Origin of the sequence: Cellulomonas hominis (genome assembly GCF_014201095.1) — a bacterium.
GTDB classification, from domain to species: Bacteria; Actinomycetota; Actinomycetes; order Actinomycetales; family Cellulomonadaceae; genus Cellulomonas; species Cellulomonas hominis.
Genome location: NZ_JACHDN010000001.1, coordinates 1,419,666 through 1,437,224 on the forward strand (window position 1 = coordinate 1,419,666; position 17,559 = coordinate 1,437,224).

A 17,559-nucleotide genomic window follows, 5' to 3' on the forward strand; every position below is an offset into this window, starting at 1 on the left:
AGATGCCCACCGGCAGCAGTCGGCGGTCGTCTCCCCGCGTGCGGGGATGAGCCGGCATGAGCGTCGTCAAGTGGATCCTGCTGGGCGTCGTCTCCCCGCGTGCGGGGATGAGCCCCTGGCCAAGCTGCGCGCCCTGTTCACGAAGAAGTCGTCTCCCCGCGTGCGGGGATGAGCCCCGAAAATCGTCGCCATCGCCGCGTTGCGCTGCGTCGTCTCCCCGCGTGCGGGGATGAGCCCAGCGACAGCGAAGTGCTCGTTGCGGGCACTCCGTCGTCTCCCCGCGTGCGGGGATGAGCCCTCGGACGTGCGCAGATCGGCGTGCGAGCCGCGGTCGTCTCCCCGCGTGCGGGGATGAGCCCGTCGTGGTGCCGGGGCCATCTGTCCAGCATCGGTCGTCTCCCCGCGTGCGGGGATGAGCCCCCGAACCCGGACCCGAGCACACCGTTGCCGGCGGTCGTCTCCCCGCGTGCGGGGATGAGCCCTCCCTGGTCCCCGCGAAGACCCTCCCGGTCACGTCGTCTCCCCGCGTGCGGGGAGGAGCCGGACGGGAACCCCGTGCGGGACCACGTGGTGTTCCAGCCGGAGCTGGTGGTGCGGTCCTCGAGCGTGCTCGCGTGAGCGGTCGCGTGCGACCGGCCGGGTGAAGCGGGGCCTGCACTCGGCGCTCCGGTGTCACCCGCACCGCCCCTCCGCCGTCCCCCGTTCGGGTCGTTCCGCCTCTTAACCGGTTTATCACCCGCCCCAGCGCCGATCGGAACGGCGGAGCGCCGCCGCACGAGCGGTGCCGGAGCCCAAGGAGCGGGTCGATGACGACGGTGGCGGACGACAGGCGCGGAACACGGGTGGGCGCCAGGGTGGCCGGGCTCGGCTTCGCCGCGAAGATCCTGCTCACGGTCGCGATCGCGGTCCTCGCGACCGTCGTGGTGGGCCTCGTGTCCGTGTCCTCGGTCCGGCAGATGGCCGACGTCTCGCACCGGATGTACGACGAGGACGTCCAGGGCACCGCCCTCGCCGGGGAGATGCGGTTCCAGATGGTCACCGCCCGGCAGAACACGATCGCGGCGCTGTACCAGCAGGTCGCCACGGGCGACGCCGAGATGATCGCGGGGTTCCAGGACGCCCGCGACGCCGCACTGACGCAGGTCGGCGACCTGGCCGCGCAGTACGCGGAGCAGGACGGGCTGACGACCGAGCAGGCCGACGCGGTCGCGGCCGTGCACGACGAGGTCGTCACGTACCAGCAGAAGATCGCCGACACCGCGGCGGCCCGGGCGGCCGGTGACGAGGACCGGGCGCAGACGCTGCAGAACGAGACCGCGCCGATCGGGCAGGCGGTGACGGACGGCATCGAGCGGCTGGTCGAGCTGCAGGTGGCCGCGTCGAAGGCCGCGGACGAGCAGGCAGCGGCGGACGCCGGGCAGCGCACGTGGCTGGTGCTCGGCTGCCTCGTGATCGGCGCGGTGCTCTCGGCGCTCGTGGCCCTGGTCGTCGCGCGGCGGCTCAGCTCGCGGATGAACGGGGTGCGCCGCGTGGCCGACGCGCTCGCCCAGGGCGACCTCACGGCGCGCAGCGGCGTGGGCGGCGGTGACGAGATCGGCCGCACGGCCGCGTCGCTCGACCGGGCCGCCGGCGCCCTGCGCGGCACCGTCGCGGAGATCGTCGGGTCCGCGAACGACGTGGCCGCGGCCGCCGAGCGGCTCGCCGCGTCCTCCGCGCAGGTGGTGGCCGGCTCCGACGAGACGTCCGCGCAGGCCGGGGTGGTCGCCGCCGCAGCCGAGCAGGTGTCGCGCAACGTGCAGACCGTCGCCGCGGGCGCTGAGGAGATGGGCGCCAGCATCCGGGAGATCGCCCAGAACGCGACGCAGGCCGCCAAGGTGGCCGGCCGGGCGACCGACGCCGCCGCGGCGACCAACGAGCAGGTCGCGCGCCTCGGCACGTCGAGCACGGAGATCGGCAACGTCGTCAAGGTCATCACGAGCATCGCCGAGCAGACGAACCTGCTGGCGCTGAACGCCACGATCGAGGCCGCCCGGGCGGGCGAGTCCGGCAAGGGCTTCGCCGTCGTCGCCGGGGAGGTCAAGGAGCTCGCGCAGGAGACGGCCCGCGCGACGGAGGACATCGCGCGCCGCGTCGAGGCCATCCAGAACGACACCACCGGGGCCGTCGCGGCGATCGGGGAGATCTCGCACATCATCGCGAGCATCAACGACTACCAGCTGACGATCGCGAGCGCGGTGGAGGAGCAGACCGCCACCACCACCGAGATGTCCCGGTCGGTCGCCGAGGCGGCCACGGGGTCGGGGGAGATCGCGAGCAACATCACCGGCGTGGCCACGGCCACGGCGTCCAGCACGCGGGTCCTCGGGTCGATGGGGACCTCGATCGACGACCTCGCGCGGATCGCGACGGACCTGCGGGGGCGGGTGTCGGGGTTCACCTACTGAGCGGTCGCGGGCCGGCCGGGGCGCTGCCGTCCCGGCCGGCCGGCGGAGCATGATGGGCCCATGGTCCAGGTCGGTCGCGTCTACGAGCAGCCCGACGGCGCCACGCGCCGGGTGCTGGTGGACCGGCTCTGGCCCCGTGGTGTCCGGAAGGACGACCCCCGCGTGGACGCGTGGCTGCCGCAGGTCGCGCCGAGCACGGAGCTGCGCCGGTGGTACGGCCACCGCGCGGAGGCGTTCGAGGAGTTCGCGGACCGGTACGCCGCCGAGCTGGCGGGCGGGCCGGGCGCGGAGGCGTTCGCGCAGCTGGCGGACCTGGTGGCCGGCGGCCCCACGACGCTGGTGACCGCGACGCGCGAGGTGGACCTGAGCCACCTCACGGTGCTGCGCCGGCTGCTCGACGCCCGGTAGCAGTCAGACCGCCGCGGCCACCGCGGCGAGGTCGGGCACCGGCCACCCGGCGTGCTCGGCGGCGCCGTCGAGGGCGTTGGAGGCGACCGGGGCGCGCAAGAGGCGAGCCCCGGATGCGGCCGGCTCGGCAGACAGCACGGTGCGCGGCGCCCTCCAGTAGCCAGGGATGGTCATGGAGCCCCGCAGGGGCGGGGCAGCGGACTCGCTGGTGCCGGCTCACGAGCTCGGCGGTAGACCTACTCACGCGGAGGAGTGCAGGGCAAGTGGGTGCCGGCGGGCCTCGTCGCTGGTGTGGACGTGCCCGCTCCCCTCACCCGGGGACGAGCCCCGGGCGCACGCACATCGACTCGATCACTCCGAGATTCGAACGAGACGCGGAGCAGTCCAGGACCTTTGCCTCTTGTGGCTACGTCCCACCACGAGGCGCGGCCCGGATGGGCGCCCGCCTTCGAGTTAGCCAGGGCCAGAACTCTCATGCACAACGCACGGGCCACGTAACGTGCCTCGTGTTGGGGGCCGTTTCCATTCGGCTGGAGTGCGCAACGATGCAACATCCATCTCGCAGGAAAATGGTCGCGGTCGCGATCCTCGCACTACTCATCACCGCGGGCGGCTCGGCCCATGCCGCACCTACGTCGGACCCGGTTGAGCAAACCGCTGAGCTCATTGAGGCGATCGCGCCGCGTTCGAGCCCACTCGAAGTCGGATCTGAGGCAGACGGGGCAATCCACTTCATCACGGAGACTGCCGTGACGACGATTCCGCTTTCGCCGGAGCTGCCCGTCACCATCGAAGATGCTGACGGACTGGTCGCTCCGTTCGGGATCGATCTGCCCGCCGAGGTCAACGTCACGTCCGCGCAGACTGCCACCGACGGCACGGTCGTCTTCCCGGCGGTCGGCAGGGGGGTCGACGTGGCTGTGCAGACCACGACTGCGGGCGACGTTCGGCTTCAGACCGTTATCGCCGATCCCGAGGCGCCGCACACCTTCACCTACGATTTCAGCGACGGCATCGCACCAAAGCTCAGGGATGACGGCAGCGCCCTCCTCGTCAGTGACGACGACGGGGAAGTAGTCATGTCCCGTGGCGAGGTCGCTCCCCCGTGGGCCGTCGATGCAGCCGGACGAGACGTCGACACGAGCTACACGGTCGAGGGCTCGAAGCTGATCCAGATGGTCCGTCCCGGCCCAGGCGCGACCTACCCGATCGTGGCCGACCCGACGGTCACCGTCGGCACGGGCATCTACGTCTACTTTTCTCAGCAAGAGACCAAGTCGATCGCGGCGAGCCCCATCACGGACAGAGCCCACTACGTCGGCATTCTCTGCGGCGCGATTCCTAACGGCCCGGCAGCCGCGGCGTGCATGGCAATCACCGGTGACACCATCAAGAGCATCGCCAACACGTTCAAGTCGGCAGCGAAGAACAAGCAGCGGGTCGAGCTGAAGTTCCTCGTCGTCCCGATGCCGCCACACGCAACGCCCATGCTCACGCTCGTGGGCTGGAAGCCAGTCGCATGATCCGCGACCAGGGGCTGGCATGAGCAGATCTGCTCTTGAGGCAGTGAGCTCTTCCCTGCTTCTGCTCGCCGGCATGGCCGCGACCGGCAACCTGCACACCGTCGAGGACTACGTGCTCGTCGTGGCGTTCGGTGTCGTGTACTGGTTGGCCCAGCGGTTCTTGTGGCGTCGCCGTCCGCGACGCGATCAGCGAACCGACAAGTCGTGACGTCCAGGAAGATCATTCCACCGTTCGGCGGGTGGTCGTCCTGACAGGCGAAGGCCTCCGGCGATGAAGTGGAGGGGCCCAGTCCTCCGCTTCACCGACCGGTGGCCTTCGCGTCCCAGGATGCGCTGCCCTGACTCGCGCGCCCACACCCCCCCTGACGTGCCGGCGGCGGCCAGGATGTTGCTGATCAGCCCGCAGACCGCGCCCGTGTGGACGCGTGGCCCGACCATGCTGGTGACGACCTGTGAGGTCGAGCCGAGCAACCTCACGGTGCTGCGCCGGCTGCTCGAGGGGCGGTGACGGCGGCGACCCTCTCCGCAGCCGCGAGACAATGGGCCCCATGCCCCTCGCCACCTCCGTGACGCCCGTGCTCGACCCGCCCGCCCTCCCGGAGGACCTCGACGTCCGGCTGGTCGTCTCCGACATGGACGGGTCGCTGCTGGACGAACGAGGCCGGGTGCCGGCGACGTTCTGGCCCGTCCTGGACGAGCTGGAGCGGCGCGGCATCGCGTTCTGCCCGGCGAGCGGCCGCCAGTACGCGAACCTCCGGGAGCTGTTCGGCGACCGGGGCCGGGACCTGGTGTACATCGCGGAGAACGGCGCCTACGTCGCGCAGGGCGGCGAGGCGCTGTCCACCGACCCGCTGCCCGCCGAGGAGGTGCCGGTCGTGGTCCAGCGGGTGCGGGACCTCGCGGCTGCCGGGCGGGACGTCGGCATGGTGCTGTGCGGGCAGCGGTCCGGGTACGTCGAGCGCGGCGACGGCCCGTTCGCCGAGCACGCCCGGCGGCACTACGCCTGGCTGGAGCAGGTCGACGACGTCACGGCCGTGGACGACGTGGTGCTGAAGATCGCCGTGTTCGACTTCGGGTCCATCGAGGACGTGGCAGCGCCGGCGTTCGCTGACCTCGCGGACCGGCTGCGCGTCGTGGTGTCCGGGCAGCACTGGCTCGACGTGATGAACCCGGCCGCCGACAAGGGGCACGCGCTGCGCCGGGTGCAGGAGCGCCTCGGGGTGACGGCCGCGCAGACGATGGCGTTCGGGGACTACCTCAACGACGCCGGGATGCTGGACGCCGCGCACTGGTCGTTCGCGATGGACAACGCGCACCCGGACGTCCGGGCGCGGGCGCGGTACGTCGCGCCGGCGAACGCCCGGGACGGCGTGGTCCGGACGATCGCAGCGGCGCTGGGGGTCGACGTCGGGCGGTGACGCCGCCCGGTCACCACCCGTGCAGGACCGGCGCCTCGCCCGGGTACCGCTCGAACACCGCGCGCTCCTCGGCCGAGAACGGCCGGGGCTCGTGCGCCTGCCGGTCGAGCTGCACCATCCGGGACCGGGCGCGCAGGTAGACCACCGGCTCGTCGCCGTCCGCGTCCAGCACCTCGTACCCGAAGTCCACCGAGGACCGGCCGATCCGCGGCACCCAGACGTCCACCGCGACCGGCGCGGGCCGGAACCCCAGCGGCGCGAGGTACTCGATCTCGTGCTTGACGACGACGAGCAGCGAGTCCGTCGGCCGCCCGGCGGGGTCCACGCCCATCGACGGGAACAGCGCGAACCGGGCGTCGTCGAGGAACCGCAGGTACGCGGCGTTGTTGACGTGGGCGAACAGGTCCACGTCGGACCAGCGGACCTGCATGGTCACGCGCCCGCGGTGCGCGGCGGGGTCGCCGCCGGCCGGGGTCGCGCTCAGGGTGAGGGGGTCGGTCACCGGCCCAGCGTAGGTCGCCGGGTCAGCCGTCCGCGGCGGCGCGCAGGGCGGCGACGTCGAGCTTCTGCATCGCCAGCATCGCCTGCATGGCGCGGCCGGACCGCCCGGGGTCGGGGTCCTGCAGCAGCTCCTCCAGCACCCGCGGCACGATCTGCCAGGACAGGCCGTACGGGTCCTTGAGCCAGCCGCACTGCGACGGCTCGCCGCCCCCGGCGATCAGGCCGTCCCACAGGTGGTCCACCTCGTCCTGCGTGTCCACCGAGACGTAGAAGGAGAACGCCTCGGTGAACCGGAACTGCGGCCCGGCGTTGAGGGCCTCGACGGGCAGGCCGTCCAGCTCGAACGTCACCCCCATCACCTGCCCGGGCTCGACGCCGGGGGCGCCGTCCGGGTAGCGCCGGGTCTCGAGGACGCGGGAGTTCGGGATCAGCGAGGTGTAGAGCGCGGCGGCCTGCTCGGCCTCGCGGTCGTACCAGAGGAAGGGGTGGACGCGGGTCTGCACGGGAGGCCTCCTCGACTCGGGTGCGGCCCAGTCTGCGCCAGCGGACCCCTGCCCGTCACCGCCCGGCCGGCGATCCGGACGGCGCGAACGCCCGCGCGGTCGCGGCCACCGGCGCCACGAGCAGGGCCGGCAGCAGGAACGCCACCTCGAGCCCGGGTCCGTCCGCGAGCAGCCCGACGGCGACCGCGCCGAGCACCGCGCCGGCGTAGTTGAACAGGTTGACCCGGGCCACGACCTCGTCGGTCCGCGCGGGGTCGAGGTCGCCCGCCGCCGAGAACGCGAGCGGGACCAGCGCCCCGACGCCGACACCGACGACCGCGAAGCCGAGGACCGCGGCGGCCGGGGCGGGCACGAGCGCGACGAGCACCAGACCGGCCGCGGCCGCGAGCGCCGTCACCGCCACGAGCGGCCCGCGCCCCGTCCGGGTCACGAGCCGGTCGCCCGCGAGCCGCGTCACGAGGATCGCCGCCTGGTACGCCGCGTACCCGAGGGGGGCGACCGCGGCCGACGCGAGCAGCACGTCGTGCAGGTACACGGTGCTCCAGGTGCTCACGGCCGAGTCGGCGACGAACGCGGCGAGCACGACGCTGCCGATCGTCCAGATGCCGCGGGTCGGCAGCGGGCGCCGCGGGGGCGCGGGCGGGACGAGCACGCCCGGCGCGACGCCCGGCACCGCGGTGCCCGGGGCCGCACCGCCCGCGGGCGCCGCCGGCACCGCGACGTCCGGGTCCGGCACTCCCGCCGCGAGCGGGAGGTCGCTCGGCACCAGCCGCGGCCGCCCGAGCAGCAGCGCGCCCGCGAGGACCACGGCCGCGACGACCAGCGCCCCGGCCGCCCCGGGCACCGCCGCCGCGCCGACCAGCGCCGACATCACCAGCGCCCCGGCCACCGCCGCCGCGGTGTAGCAGGCGAAGAACCCAGACATCACGGGGCGCCCGTACCGGCGCTGCACGAGCACACCCTGGATGCCGCCGGCCGCGTCGACCATGCCGAGCCCCAGGCCGTACAGCCCGAACCCCGCGACGAACGGCACCATCGGCGCCGACGCGGCGACGAGCGGCAGCGCGACCGCCTGCACGCCGAGGCCGGCGAGCAGCGCCGCCCGGCTGCCGCGCCGGGTCGCCAGGCGCTCGGCCACGACCGACCCGGCGGCGGCCGCCACACAGACCAGGAGGACGACGAGCGACACCGCGGTGTCGTCGATGCCCTGCCGCTGCTTGAACGCGGGCAGCGCCGTCACCACCGTCGCGTAGCCGAAGCCCTGCGCCGCGTACGCCGCTCCGACCGCGACCCGCGCCCGGACGTCCACCGCCCTCGCACCGCCCATCGCCCGCACCTCTCGCCCGCCGTGCGGCGGCGCGGGTGCGCCGCCGGTGGTGCCGCCGTGCCGATCGAACCCCGTCAGCCCCCGAGCTCCGGGTGGCGCGCCCGCACGATCCCGAACGCCTCGTGCGCGACCTCGATCGTCCGCGCGACGTCCGCCGACGTCAGCGCCGCGTTGATGAAGTGGTTGTGGTGCGACGTCAGGTAGACGCCGCGCTGCACGCACTCGGCGACCCACTCCTGGTGCAGCATCAGCGAGTCGTCGTCGGCGAGCCGCAGGTAGAACAGCGCCGGCGCGCCGGAGGTCACCAGGTGCAGCCCGTGGTCCGCGGCGGCGGCGACGAGGCCGGTGGTCAGCTCCGTGCCGAGCCGGTCGAACAGCGCCGGGGCGTCGAGCGCACGGAGCTTGGTGAGCGTCGCGATGCCCGCGGCGAACGGGACCGCGCTCAGCCAGTAGGAGCCGGTGTACGTGAGGCTGCTGACGACGTCCTTGAGCGCGTCGGAGCCGCACAGGGCCGAGACGTTGTAGCCGTTGGCCAGCGCCTTGCAGAAGCAGATGAGGTCGGCCTTGAACCCGAAGTGGTGGTCCGACCCCGCGAGGTCCAGCCGGAAGCCGGCGCGCACGTCGTCGACGATCAGCACCACCCCGTGCGCGTCGCACAGCCGCCGGACCTCCTGCCAGAACCCCGGGCTCGGCAGCCGGTTGTCCGCGAAGTTGCCGTGCAGGTACGGCTGGGCGATCAGGCCGGCGACCTCGCCGCGGTGCTCGGCGAGCAGCCGCTCCAGGGCGGGCAGGTCGTCCCACGGCGCGACCAGGTTGTGCGCGACGTCCTCCTCGAGCACCCCCGGGTAGTCGAGCTTCTGCGTCCACGGCGCGACCCCGTGGTAGTAGCCCTCGAAGAACACGATCTTCTTGCGCCGGGTCGCGGCCCGGGCGGTCATGACGGCCAGCGTCGTGACGTCCCCGCCGTTCTTGGCGAAGAACGCCCAGTCCGCGCTGGCCACCGTGTCGACCAGCAGCTCCGCGAAGTCGACCATGATCGACGACGGGATCGTGACGACGTCCTCGAGCCGCTGCTGGGCGGCCGCCGCGGCCTGCACGTCCGGGTCGCCGTAGCCGAGCACGTTCGGCCCGTAGCCGCACATGTAGTCGAGGTACTCGTTGCCGTCGAGGTCCCAGAACCGGGTGCCCTCGGCGCGCTGCGAGAACAGCGGGTACGCCGACACCGGCACGGCGCAGCCCTCGGCCGGACCCTGGTGGCCGTAGACGCCCGAGGGCACGACCTGCAGGGCCCGCTCGAACGCCGCCCGGCTCTTCGCGTAGGTGTACGGCACGGTGGGGGTGGTGGTGGTCATCGCGGGCTCACTCTCCGAGGTACTGGCCGACGCGGTCGAGGATGCGGTTCACGTTGTCGACCATGGCGATGTGGCCGCGCATCGCCATCCGGCCGTCGCCGAGGCAGGCCAGCGCGCTGACCTTCCCCGCGAGCAGCGCGCCGGCGGTGTCGAGGTCGGCGAAGGTCAGCGCGGCCCGGGGGCTCGGCGACGGCTCGGGCAGGAACGTCATCCGGTGGTCCCGGACCCGCAGGGTGTACGCGAGCGAGCCGGTGACCTCCAGCGCGACGTCGCCGTCCGCGGTGTGCGCGGCGCTGAACCGGCCGGAGCGGTCCTCGTTGGCGAGCTGGGCCGCCGCGGCGACCGCGACGTGCAGGGTGAGCGCCGTGCTCGTGGCGCGGAACGCGGGGTCGGCGAGGTCCTCCGCCGACGGCCGGAGGTACCGGGTCAGCAGCTCCGTGAGGGGCGCGAACACCCGCATGAGGAAGCCCACGCGGTGCAGCCCGGTCACCGGCACGGGCGGCGCGGCGCCGTCGATCATCCGGTTGAACGCCTCGGGGCTCGTGAACGGCAGGAGCACGGTCCCGATCGTCCGGTCGGGCACCAGGCGGACGGCACCGTCCCGGAAGGCGAGGACGGCGCGCGGGCCGCCCCGGACGGCGAACGCGATCGAGACGGGGCGCGGGTCCACGTCCAGCAGCGCGCGGGCCTCGGGCACCCGCCGCACGAGCTCGGGCACGGCACCCAGCACGGCGTGCAGGTTCACGAACGCCGCGGCGCGCGGGTCGGTGTCGGTCAGCACGGGGGCTCCTCGGGGGTCGGGGCGGGGACGGCGGCGGGGACGGCGGCGGCGGGTGCGGCGGCGGCGGGTGCGGGCTCGGCCAGCGCGGCGAGCGCGCGGGCGGCGAACCGGGCCGTGCGGCGGGCGGCGTCCGTGTCCCGGTCCGCCAGCCAGGCAGTCGTCAGGCCGTCGGTGACCATGACGAGGGCGCGGGCGGCGTCGTCCAGCGGGACGGTCCACCGGCTGCCGGTCGCCAGGGCCGCGGCGGTCAGGCTGGCGGCGGCCGAGGCCCGGTACACGTCGTACTGCGCGACGATCGACGCCCGCTGCCCGGGCGTGCGCATCGCGTACAGGGCGAGCTCCAGCAGCGCCTGCTCGCGCTGCGGGTCGGCCTCGAGCAGGTCGACGTACCGCTCCAGCCCGTCACGGATCACGTCCTCGAGCGCTCGTTCCGCCGGACCGGCGGGATCCTCCGGCAGCGGGAGCAGCCCCACCTCCGCGGCCAGCCGCTCCTGCACGGTGACCTCGGCGACCACGGCCTCGAGCAGGTGCTCCCGGGACGGGAAGGCGTAGTGCAGGCTCGCGAGCGACATCCCCGCCTCCGCGACGACGGCACGGGTCGTCGCGCCGGCGACCCCGTCCCGCGCGATCACGCGCACGGCGGCGTCCACGAGCGCGCGCCGCCGGTCGGCGACCGCCATCCGCGGCACGTCAGCCGCCCGCCAGGCGGCCGGCCACCCGCAGCGTGAGCCGGCGGGGCGCCGCCTGGGCGACCGCGGCGGTCAGGGCGTTCCGGCGGCCGGCGACCACGGACGGCGGCGGGTCGCGGCGGTCGAGGGCCGCGAACGCCACGTCGACGATCTCCGGCACGGTCAGCACCTGCCCGATCCGGAACCGGTCGGAGCCGGCGACGTCGAAGAACTCCGTCTCGGCCGGTCCCGGCGCCAGCGCGAGCACCCGCAGCCGGGTGCCGCGGTGCTCCTGCCACAGCGCCTCGGTGAGCGACCGCACGTAGGCCTTGCTCGCCGCGTACACCGCGAACGACGGCCCGGGCTGGTAGGCCGCCGTGCTCGCGACGTTGACCAGGACGCCCGCGCGGGACGCCGCCAGGTCGGGCAGCAGCAGCCGGGACAGCAGGGTGAGTGCGACGACGTTCACCTGCAGCTCCTCGGCCACGCGGGCCGGGTCCTCCTCCGCGAACGGGCCGTACGTGCCGAACCCGGCGCTGTTCACCAGCGCGTCCGCGTACAGGCCCCGGGACCGCAGCCCGTCGAGCACGGCCTGCGGGCCGGCGGGGTCGGCGAGGTCGACCGGCAGGACGGTGGCCGTCACGCCGTGCTCCGCCTCGAGGTCGGCCGCGAGCGCGCGCAGCCGGTCCTCCCGGCGGGCGACCAGGACGAGGTCGTGGCCGCGGGCCGCGAACCGGCGGGCGAACTCCGTGCCGATGCCGGAGGACGCGCCGGTGACGACGGCGAGCGGGCGGTGGTGGGTGGTGATGGCGGGCTCCCCGGGTGCGGCGCGGGCGACTGGGTCGATCGACCCAGATCGGACTATGGCACCCGCCCGGCGGCCACCGGAAGGGGCCGGGACCAGCCGTAACGCACTGGTAACGCGGGGCGCCCGCGGGTGTCAGCGGGACGTGAGCGCCGTGTGAGCGGGCGCCCGGAGGATCGGTCCCGTCATCACAGGAGGGACCACCATGACCACATCCACCGGCGGCAGCCCCTGGGCCGTCGAGGCCCACGGCCTCGTCAAGACCTTCGGCGACAACCGCGCGGTCGACGGCATCGACCTGCGGATCCGCACCGGCGCCGTGTACGGCTTCCTCGGCCCGAACGGCGCCGGCAAGACCACCACCATCCGGATGCTCGCCACGCTGCTGCGCCCCGACGCCGGCACGGCCACCGTGTTCGGCCGGGACGTCGCCCGCGAGTCGCAGGCCGTCCGGTCGCTGATCGGCGTCACCGGCCAGTACGCGTCCGTCGACGAGAGCCTGTCCGCCACCGAGAACCTCGTGCTGTTCGCGCGGCTGCTCGGCCTGTCCCGGGGCGACGCCCGCCGCACGTCCGCGGCCCTGCTCGAGGAGTTCGGGCTGGCGGAGGCCGCGGCGCGACCGCTGAAGAACTTCTCCGGCGGCATGCGCCGGCGCCTCGACCTGGCCGCGTCGCTCATCGCGCAGCCCCCGCTGATCTTCCTGGACGAGCCGACCACCGGCCTGGACCCGCGCACCCGCCTGCAGATGTGGGACACCGTGCGCCGCCTGGTCGCCGGCGGGTCCACGGTGCTGCTCACCACGCAGTACCTGGACGAGGCCGACCAGCTCGCCGACCGGATCGCCGTCATCGACCGCGGGCAGCTCGTGGCCGAGGGCACCGGCGCGGAGCTCAAGGCGTCCGTCGGCACGTCCCGGCTGCAGATCGGGCTGGCCGAGCCGGCCGACGAGCCCGAGGCGCTGCGGATCGCCCGCGCCGTCCTGGGCGTCGAGCCCACCCGCGCCCCCGACGGCCGGCTGTCCGCGCCCGTCCCGACCGCCGACTCGGCCGGCGACCTGCTGGTCGCCCTGCGCACGGCCGGCATCCCCCTGCACGACATCGCCGTGCAGGAGCCCACGCTCGACGAGGTGTTCCTCACGCTGACCGGCCACGCCTCCGCGGCGGCCGCCCCGGCCGAGGACGACGCCCAGGACCGCGACCTCGAGGAGGCCCGCGCATGACCACGCTCACCCCCGCACGGCCGGCCGCCCCGGCGGTCGACCCCCAGTCCCTGGCCCGCGCGGCCAGCAACCGGGTGACGCCCGGCGCCGCCGTCCGGCAGTCGTTCACGATGGGCTGGCGCGGCCTGCTGAAGGTCCGGCGCACGCCGGAGCAGCTGTTCGACGTGACCGTCCAGCCGATCCTGTTCACCCTGATGTTCACGTACATCTTCGGCGGCGCCATCGCCGGGGACGTGCAGTCCTACCTGCCGTTCTTCATCCCCGGCATCCTCGTGCAGACCGTCATCACCACGTCCGTGGTCACCGGCGTGCAGCTCCGCGAGGACATGGACAAGGGCGTGTTCGACCGGTTCCGGTCGCTGCCCATCGCCCGGATCGCCCCGCTCGCCGGCGCCCTGCTGGCGGACACGATCCGGTACCTCATCGCCACGACGCTGACGATGGTCATGGGCCTGATCATGGGCTGGCGGCCGGACGGCGGGACCGTCGGGGTCGTCGCCGCGGGGCTGCTGGTCGTGGTCAGCGCGTGGGCGCTGTCCTGGATCTTCGCCTTCTTCGGCGTGATCGCCCGCTCCGCGTCGTCGGTGCAGGGCATCTCGATGATCGTGCTGTTCCCGCTGACGTTCGCGTCGAACGCGTTCGTCCCCGCGGACACGCTGCCCGGGTGGCTGAAGGCGTTCGTGGACGTCAACCCGGTGTCGCACCTGGTGACGGCCGCGCGGGACCTCACGCTCGGCAACGGGATCACCGCGGACGCCGGGTGGGCGCTGCTCGGTGCGGCGATCGTGGTCGCGGTGTTCGCGCCGCTCACGGTGCGGGCGTACATGCGGCGGGCCTGAGCGCCGCCGCGCGGCCGCGGGGGCGGGGAGGGCCGGGTCAGGCCGTCCCCGCCCCCGCGGCGTGCAGCAGCTCGACGGCGCGCACCACGTCGTCGCCGTGCGGGAGGGCCGCAGCCGCCGTGCGGGCGCGCTCGACCACCGCCTCGCCGTACCGCTCGGCCGCGAGCGCCAGGTGCGGCGCCAGCACGCCGCACGGGAAGTCCTGCCGGGCGCCGATCCGCTCCGCGAGCGCCAGCAGCTCCAGCCCGCCCGGGTCCTCGGGCGCCACCGCGACCCGCCACGTGCCGACGCCGGTGAGCAGCGTGCCGAGGACAGGACGGTCGGTGAAGCCCGCCCGGCCGGTGAGGTCGGCCTCCGGGATCGCCCGCACGGCCTCGGCCAGCGCCGGCTCGTCCGCGCGGCCCTCCAGCACGTGCGCCGCCAGGCACGCCCCGGTCGCGACCAGCAGCCACGGCCCGGAGCCGTCCCGGCCGGCCGCGCGCGCGAGCAGGGCCCGGTACCGGGCCAGCGCGCGCGGGACCTCGCGCCGGCCGCGCTCGACCTCGGCGAACCCCAGGCCGGACATGATCTCGGCGTCGCGGACGTCGGTGGTCGCCCGGGCCACCAGCCCGAACACCCGCTCCGCCTCGTCCCACTCGCCCAGGCTGAGCAGGGTCACGCCGTAGACCTGCTCCAGGCTGTCCTCGAACGCCTGCAGCATGAGGTCGCGGTGCGTGATCTGCGGGGCGGCCAGCGCGGTGCGCGCGGCGGCCAGCCAGTCCAGGGCCTCCTGGGGGCGCAGGGTCTGGCTGTACGCGCCCGCCAGGGACACCGCGGACATCACGGCGGTCCACGGGTCGTCGGTGTCCACCGCCAGGTGGTACGCCTCCCGGGCGTGGGCGATCGACGCCGGGACGTCCGAGTCGTTCTCCGCCAGCGACCACGACGCGAGCAGCGCCAGCCGCCGGGTCGGCAGGTCGGTGGACTCCCGGGCGCCCGCGAGGATCCGGGCCAGCGCGGCGGGCTCCCCGATCCGGTCGACGACCTCGGCCAGCACCCGCGTGACCGGCCGCAGCCCGCCCGCCGCGGCGGCCCGGCGCACCGCGAGCCGCGCGCGGGCACCGGCCCGCAGGTCGCCGGACATGAGCTGGGTGCCCGCCAGCATCGCCAGCGCCAGGACCGCGGGCTCGACGTCGCCGTCCGGCACCCAGCCGGCGCTCGCCGCGAGCACGCCGCGCTGCACGTCCGCCAGCTCGGCGTGCGCCCCCTGGAGCATCCAGCGCAGGCCGACGACCGCGAACAGCGCGAGGACCGCGTCCGGCCGGCGCGTGCCGACCGCCAGCTCCCGGCGCAGCAGCGCGACGAGGTTGTCGTGCTCGACCTCCCCGACCGGGTCCAGCAGCACGCGCTCCGGGCTGCCCGCCCGCCGGACGACCCCCGACGCCACGTCCCGCGCCCAGTCCAGGACGGCCTCGCGCAACCGGTCCTCCTCGCCCGCCGCGAGGACCTCGCGCTGCCCGAACTCGCGGACGGTCTCCAGCATCCGGTAGCGGACCTCGCCGGTCCGCGGCTCCTCCTCGACGCGCACCAGCGACTGCGCGACCAGCGCGTCCAGGTCGTCCAGCACCTCGACCTCGGACGCCTCCCCCGCCAGGACCGCGAGCGCCGCGGACAGGCCGAACCCGTCCGGCAGCACCGCGGCCCGGCGGCACAGGGCGCGCTGCCGCTCGGTCAGCAGGTCCCAGGACCACGCGATGACCGCCCGCAGCGTGCGGTGGCGCTCCGGGGCGCCCGCCGCCCCGGACACCAGCAGGGCGAACCGGTCGGAGAGCCGGCGCTCGACCTCGACGACGGTCAGCGAGCGGGTGCGGGCCGCGGCGAGCTCGATGGCCAGCGGCAGCCCGTCCAGCCGCCGGCACAGCCGCTCGACCACGTCCTCCGGCAGCACGACGCCCGGGCGCACGGCCGTGGCCCGCTCGGTGAACAGCCGGACCGCCGCACCCGGGCCGCCGTCGGCGTCCAGCGCGGGCAGCGGCTCCAGGGGGTGCACGCGCTCGCCCTGGACGCCGAGCGGCGCGCGGCTGGTCGTGAGCACCTGCACCGACGGCAGCGAGCCGACCACCTCGGCGACCCACTCCCCGACGCCCGCGAGCACGTGCTCGCAGTTGTCCAGCACCAGCAGGGCCGGCTGCTCGCCCAGCCGGTCCAGCACCCGCTCCGGCAGGCTGCGCACCCGGGCGTCGGCCACGCCCCGGCGGGCCACCGGCTCGGGGACCCCGAGGGCGACCGCGAGCGCGGGCAGCACGTCCGGGTCGTCGCGGACGCCCGCGAGCTCGGCCACGTACACCGTCGGGTACCGCTCGGCCGCCCGGCGCGCGACCTCCTGGACCAGCCGGGTCTTGCCCAGGCCGCCGGTGCCGAGCACCGTGACCACCGGCGCCGTCCCGAGGGCCGCCTCGACCGCGCGCACGTCCGCGTCCCGGCCGATGAGGGCGTTCGGGGCGACGCGCAGGCCGTGCACCCGGCCGCGGGCGGGGGTGGGCGCGGGGGTCGAGGCCGCCGTGCCCTGCAGCAGCTCGACGTGGAACGCCGCCACCTCCGGCGACGGGTCGGTGCCCAGCGCGTCGCGCAGCCGCTCGCGGTACCCGGCGAACGCGGCCACCGCCTCCGTCGTCCGCCCCGCGGCGTGCAGCGCGCGCATCCGCAGCAGGTGGGCGCCGTCGTCCAGCGGCGCCAGCGCGAGCAGGTCCTCGGCCGCGGGCACCGCCGCCGGGTCGCCGAGGTCGAGCAGCGCGGCGGCGTGCAGCCGGAGCAGGTCGCGGCGCACCCCGTCCGCCCGGCCCCGGACCGCGGCCACGAGGTCCGGCGCGGTCGCCCCGGTGCCGGGCTCGCCGTCCCACAGGTCCAGCGCCGCCCGTGCCGTGCGCGCGGCGGACGCCGCGTCCCCGGCGGCGAGGGCGTCCCGGGCGGCGGCCGCGGCGTCGGCGGCGCGCGCGAGGTCGACCGCCGCGCGGCCCACGCCGAGCACGTAGCCGGAAGCCGTCGACCGCACGAGCCCCGCGTGGTGCGCGCCCCGCAGCCGGGACACCAGGGTCTGCAGCGCCGCGCGGCCCGACGCCGGCGCGCCGTCCGGCCACGTCTCGTCCACCGCCCGCGCCGCGCTGAGGCCGCGCGGCTCGAGCGCGAGGGCCAGCAGCAGGTTCGCGCCCAGGCCGGTCACGGGGAGCAGCGCGTCGCCGCCCGGGGCGGCTGCGCGGACCTGCCCGAGGACGGTCAGCCGCAGCGGCTCGGACGCGGGACCAGGCACCGCGGCAGTCTAGGACCGCGCCGGGCGCGGGCGGGTGGGGCGCGTGGGCGGGGGCGGGGCGGCGTGTGGGCGCGTCAGCGGCCGGCGCAGGCCACGCACGTGCGCGCGGTGGGCAGCGCCCGCAGTCGCTCGGCCGGGATCGCGCGGTGGCACCGGGTGCACGTGCCGTACGTCCCGCGGGCCAGCCGGTCCAGCGCCGCGTCGACGTCCTGCACCCGCTCGCGCATGTCGTGCGTCAGCGCGTCGAGCATCCGGCGCTCGTACGCGATGGTCGAGCCCTCGGGGTCGTGCTCGTCGTCGGTGACGGACTCGCGGGCCGCCTGGACGACGGCCTCCCGCTCGGCGCCCGTGCCGGCGAGCCGCTCGAGGGCCTCGCGCCGGCGCTCGTGCAGCACCGCCGCGACCTCCTCCGCCTCGAAGCCGCTCGTCATCCCATCAGTATCCGCCCGCCCGCCCGCGCCGCACCCGCCGAGACTGCAGCAGGT

General features: G+C 75.3%; 17 protein-coding genes and 1 CRISPR repeat array (1 of these 18 cut by a window edge). Of the genes, 8 read left to right on the forward strand and 9 right to left on the reverse strand.

All coding sequences use genetic code 11. From position 1 onward, the window contains the following. A CRISPR array of direct repeats spans positions 1-543; the repeat unit is 29 nt; unit sequence GTCGTCTCCCCGCGTGCGGGGATGAGCCC (it extends 3,026 nt beyond the left edge of the window). 263 nt (positions 544-806) lie between these two features. The 6 genes from HNR08_RS06705 to HNR08_RS06725 all read left to right on the forward strand — a co-directional run bounded on the left by HNR08_RS06705 (position 807) and on the right by HNR08_RS06725 (position 5,793). After that, complete coding sequence (locus HNR08_RS06705) at positions 807-2,444, forward strand: methyl-accepting chemotaxis protein (protein ID WP_168431031.1); 1,638 nt, start codon at positions 807-809, stop codon at positions 2,442-2,444. Between the two features lie 60 nt (positions 2,445-2,504). After that, positions 2,505-2,852 carry a DUF488 domain-containing protein gene (locus tag HNR08_RS06710; RefSeq protein WP_146837200.1) on the forward strand — a complete coding sequence of 116 codons (348 nt, stop codon included), beginning with the start codon at positions 2,505-2,507 and terminating at the stop codon, positions 2,850-2,852. A gap of 569 nt (positions 2,853-3,421) precedes the next feature. Beyond that, positions 3,422-4,375, forward strand: a complete 954-nt coding sequence (locus tag HNR08_RS06715) for a hypothetical protein (RefSeq protein WP_146837203.1) — start codon at positions 3,422-3,424, stop codon at positions 4,373-4,375. 43 nt (positions 4,376-4,418) lie between these two features. Further along, complete coding sequence (locus HNR08_RS06720; RefSeq protein WP_183834890.1) at positions 4,419-4,583, forward strand: hypothetical protein; 165 nt, start codon at positions 4,419-4,421, stop codon at positions 4,581-4,583. 177 nt (positions 4,584-4,760) lie between these two features. Beyond that, complete coding sequence (locus HNR08_RS22270; RefSeq protein ID WP_276509363.1) at positions 4,761-4,883, forward strand: hypothetical protein; 123 nt, start codon at positions 4,761-4,763, stop codon at positions 4,881-4,883. A gap of 40 nt (positions 4,884-4,923) precedes the next feature. After that, positions 4,924-5,793, forward strand: a complete 870-nt coding sequence (locus HNR08_RS06725; RefSeq protein ID WP_146837206.1) for a Cof-type HAD-IIB family hydrolase — start codon at positions 4,924-4,926, stop codon at positions 5,791-5,793. A gap of 10 nt (positions 5,794-5,803) precedes the next feature. Here the strand turns inward: HNR08_RS06725 and HNR08_RS06730 are convergent, their stop codons facing one another. The 7 genes from HNR08_RS06730 to HNR08_RS06760 all read right to left on the reverse strand — a co-directional run bounded on the left by HNR08_RS06730 (position 5,804) and on the right by HNR08_RS06760 (position 11,733). After that, complete coding sequence (locus HNR08_RS06730; protein ID WP_246803052.1) at positions 5,804-6,295, reverse strand: acyl-CoA thioesterase; 492 nt, start codon at positions 6,293-6,295, stop codon at positions 5,804-5,806. Between the two features lie 22 nt (positions 6,296-6,317). Further along, positions 6,318-6,797, reverse strand: a complete 480-nt coding sequence (locus HNR08_RS06735) for a VOC family protein (protein WP_146837209.1) — start codon at positions 6,795-6,797, stop codon at positions 6,318-6,320. A gap of 55 nt (positions 6,798-6,852) precedes the next feature. Next, positions 6,853-8,124 carry an MFS transporter gene (locus HNR08_RS06740; protein ID WP_146837212.1) on the reverse strand — a complete coding sequence of 424 codons (1,272 nt, stop codon included), beginning with the start codon at positions 8,122-8,124 and terminating at the stop codon, positions 6,853-6,855. A 74-nt stretch (positions 8,125-8,198) separates the two neighbouring features. Next, complete coding sequence (locus HNR08_RS06745) at positions 8,199-9,476, reverse strand: aminotransferase class III-fold pyridoxal phosphate-dependent enzyme (protein ID WP_146837215.1); 1,278 nt, start codon at positions 9,474-9,476, stop codon at positions 8,199-8,201. 7 nt (positions 9,477-9,483) lie between these two features. Then, positions 9,484-10,257, reverse strand: a complete 774-nt coding sequence (locus tag HNR08_RS06750) for a hypothetical protein (protein ID WP_146837218.1) — start codon at positions 10,255-10,257, stop codon at positions 9,484-9,486. Continuing rightward, entirely contained in the window at positions 10,251-10,937 is a 687-nt protein-coding gene (locus HNR08_RS06755; RefSeq protein ID WP_146837220.1) for a TetR/AcrR family transcriptional regulator, read from the reverse strand. The genes HNR08_RS06750 and HNR08_RS06755 overlap by 7 nt, the downstream gene beginning before the upstream one ends. A 10-nt stretch (positions 10,938-10,947) precedes the next feature. Then, positions 10,948-11,733, reverse strand: a complete 786-nt coding sequence (locus tag HNR08_RS06760) for an SDR family NAD(P)-dependent oxidoreductase (protein ID WP_146837223.1) — start codon at positions 11,731-11,733, stop codon at positions 10,948-10,950. A 202-nt stretch (positions 11,734-11,935) separates the two neighbouring features. Here HNR08_RS06760 and HNR08_RS06765 point away from each other — a divergent pair, with 202 nt between their 5' ends. Together HNR08_RS06765 and HNR08_RS06770 are read left to right on the forward strand one after the other, a co-directional pair. Further along, a complete protein-coding gene (locus HNR08_RS06765) occupies positions 11,936-12,949 on the forward strand; it encodes an ATP-binding cassette domain-containing protein (RefSeq protein WP_146837226.1) in 1,014 nt (337 codons plus the stop codon). Then, the gene (locus HNR08_RS06770) at positions 12,946-13,788 is read left to right on the forward strand and encodes an ABC transporter permease (RefSeq protein WP_146837229.1); all 843 of its coding nucleotides are present in this window, start codon (positions 12,946-12,948) and stop codon (positions 13,786-13,788) included. The genes HNR08_RS06765 and HNR08_RS06770 overlap by 4 nt, the downstream gene beginning before the upstream one ends. Positions 13,789-13,825: 37 nt before the next feature. Here the strand turns inward: HNR08_RS06770 and HNR08_RS06775 are convergent, their stop codons facing one another. Beyond that, entirely contained in the window at positions 13,826-17,074 is a 3,249-nt protein-coding gene (locus HNR08_RS06775) for an AfsR/SARP family transcriptional regulator (protein WP_146837232.1), read from the reverse strand. Positions 17,075-17,148: 74 nt separating this feature from the next. Further along, positions 17,149-17,505, reverse strand: coding sequence for a TraR/DksA family transcriptional regulator (locus HNR08_RS06780; protein ID WP_146837235.1), 357 nt, complete (start codon positions 17,503-17,505; stop codon positions 17,149-17,151). Positions 17,506-17,559: the final 54 nt, after the last annotated feature.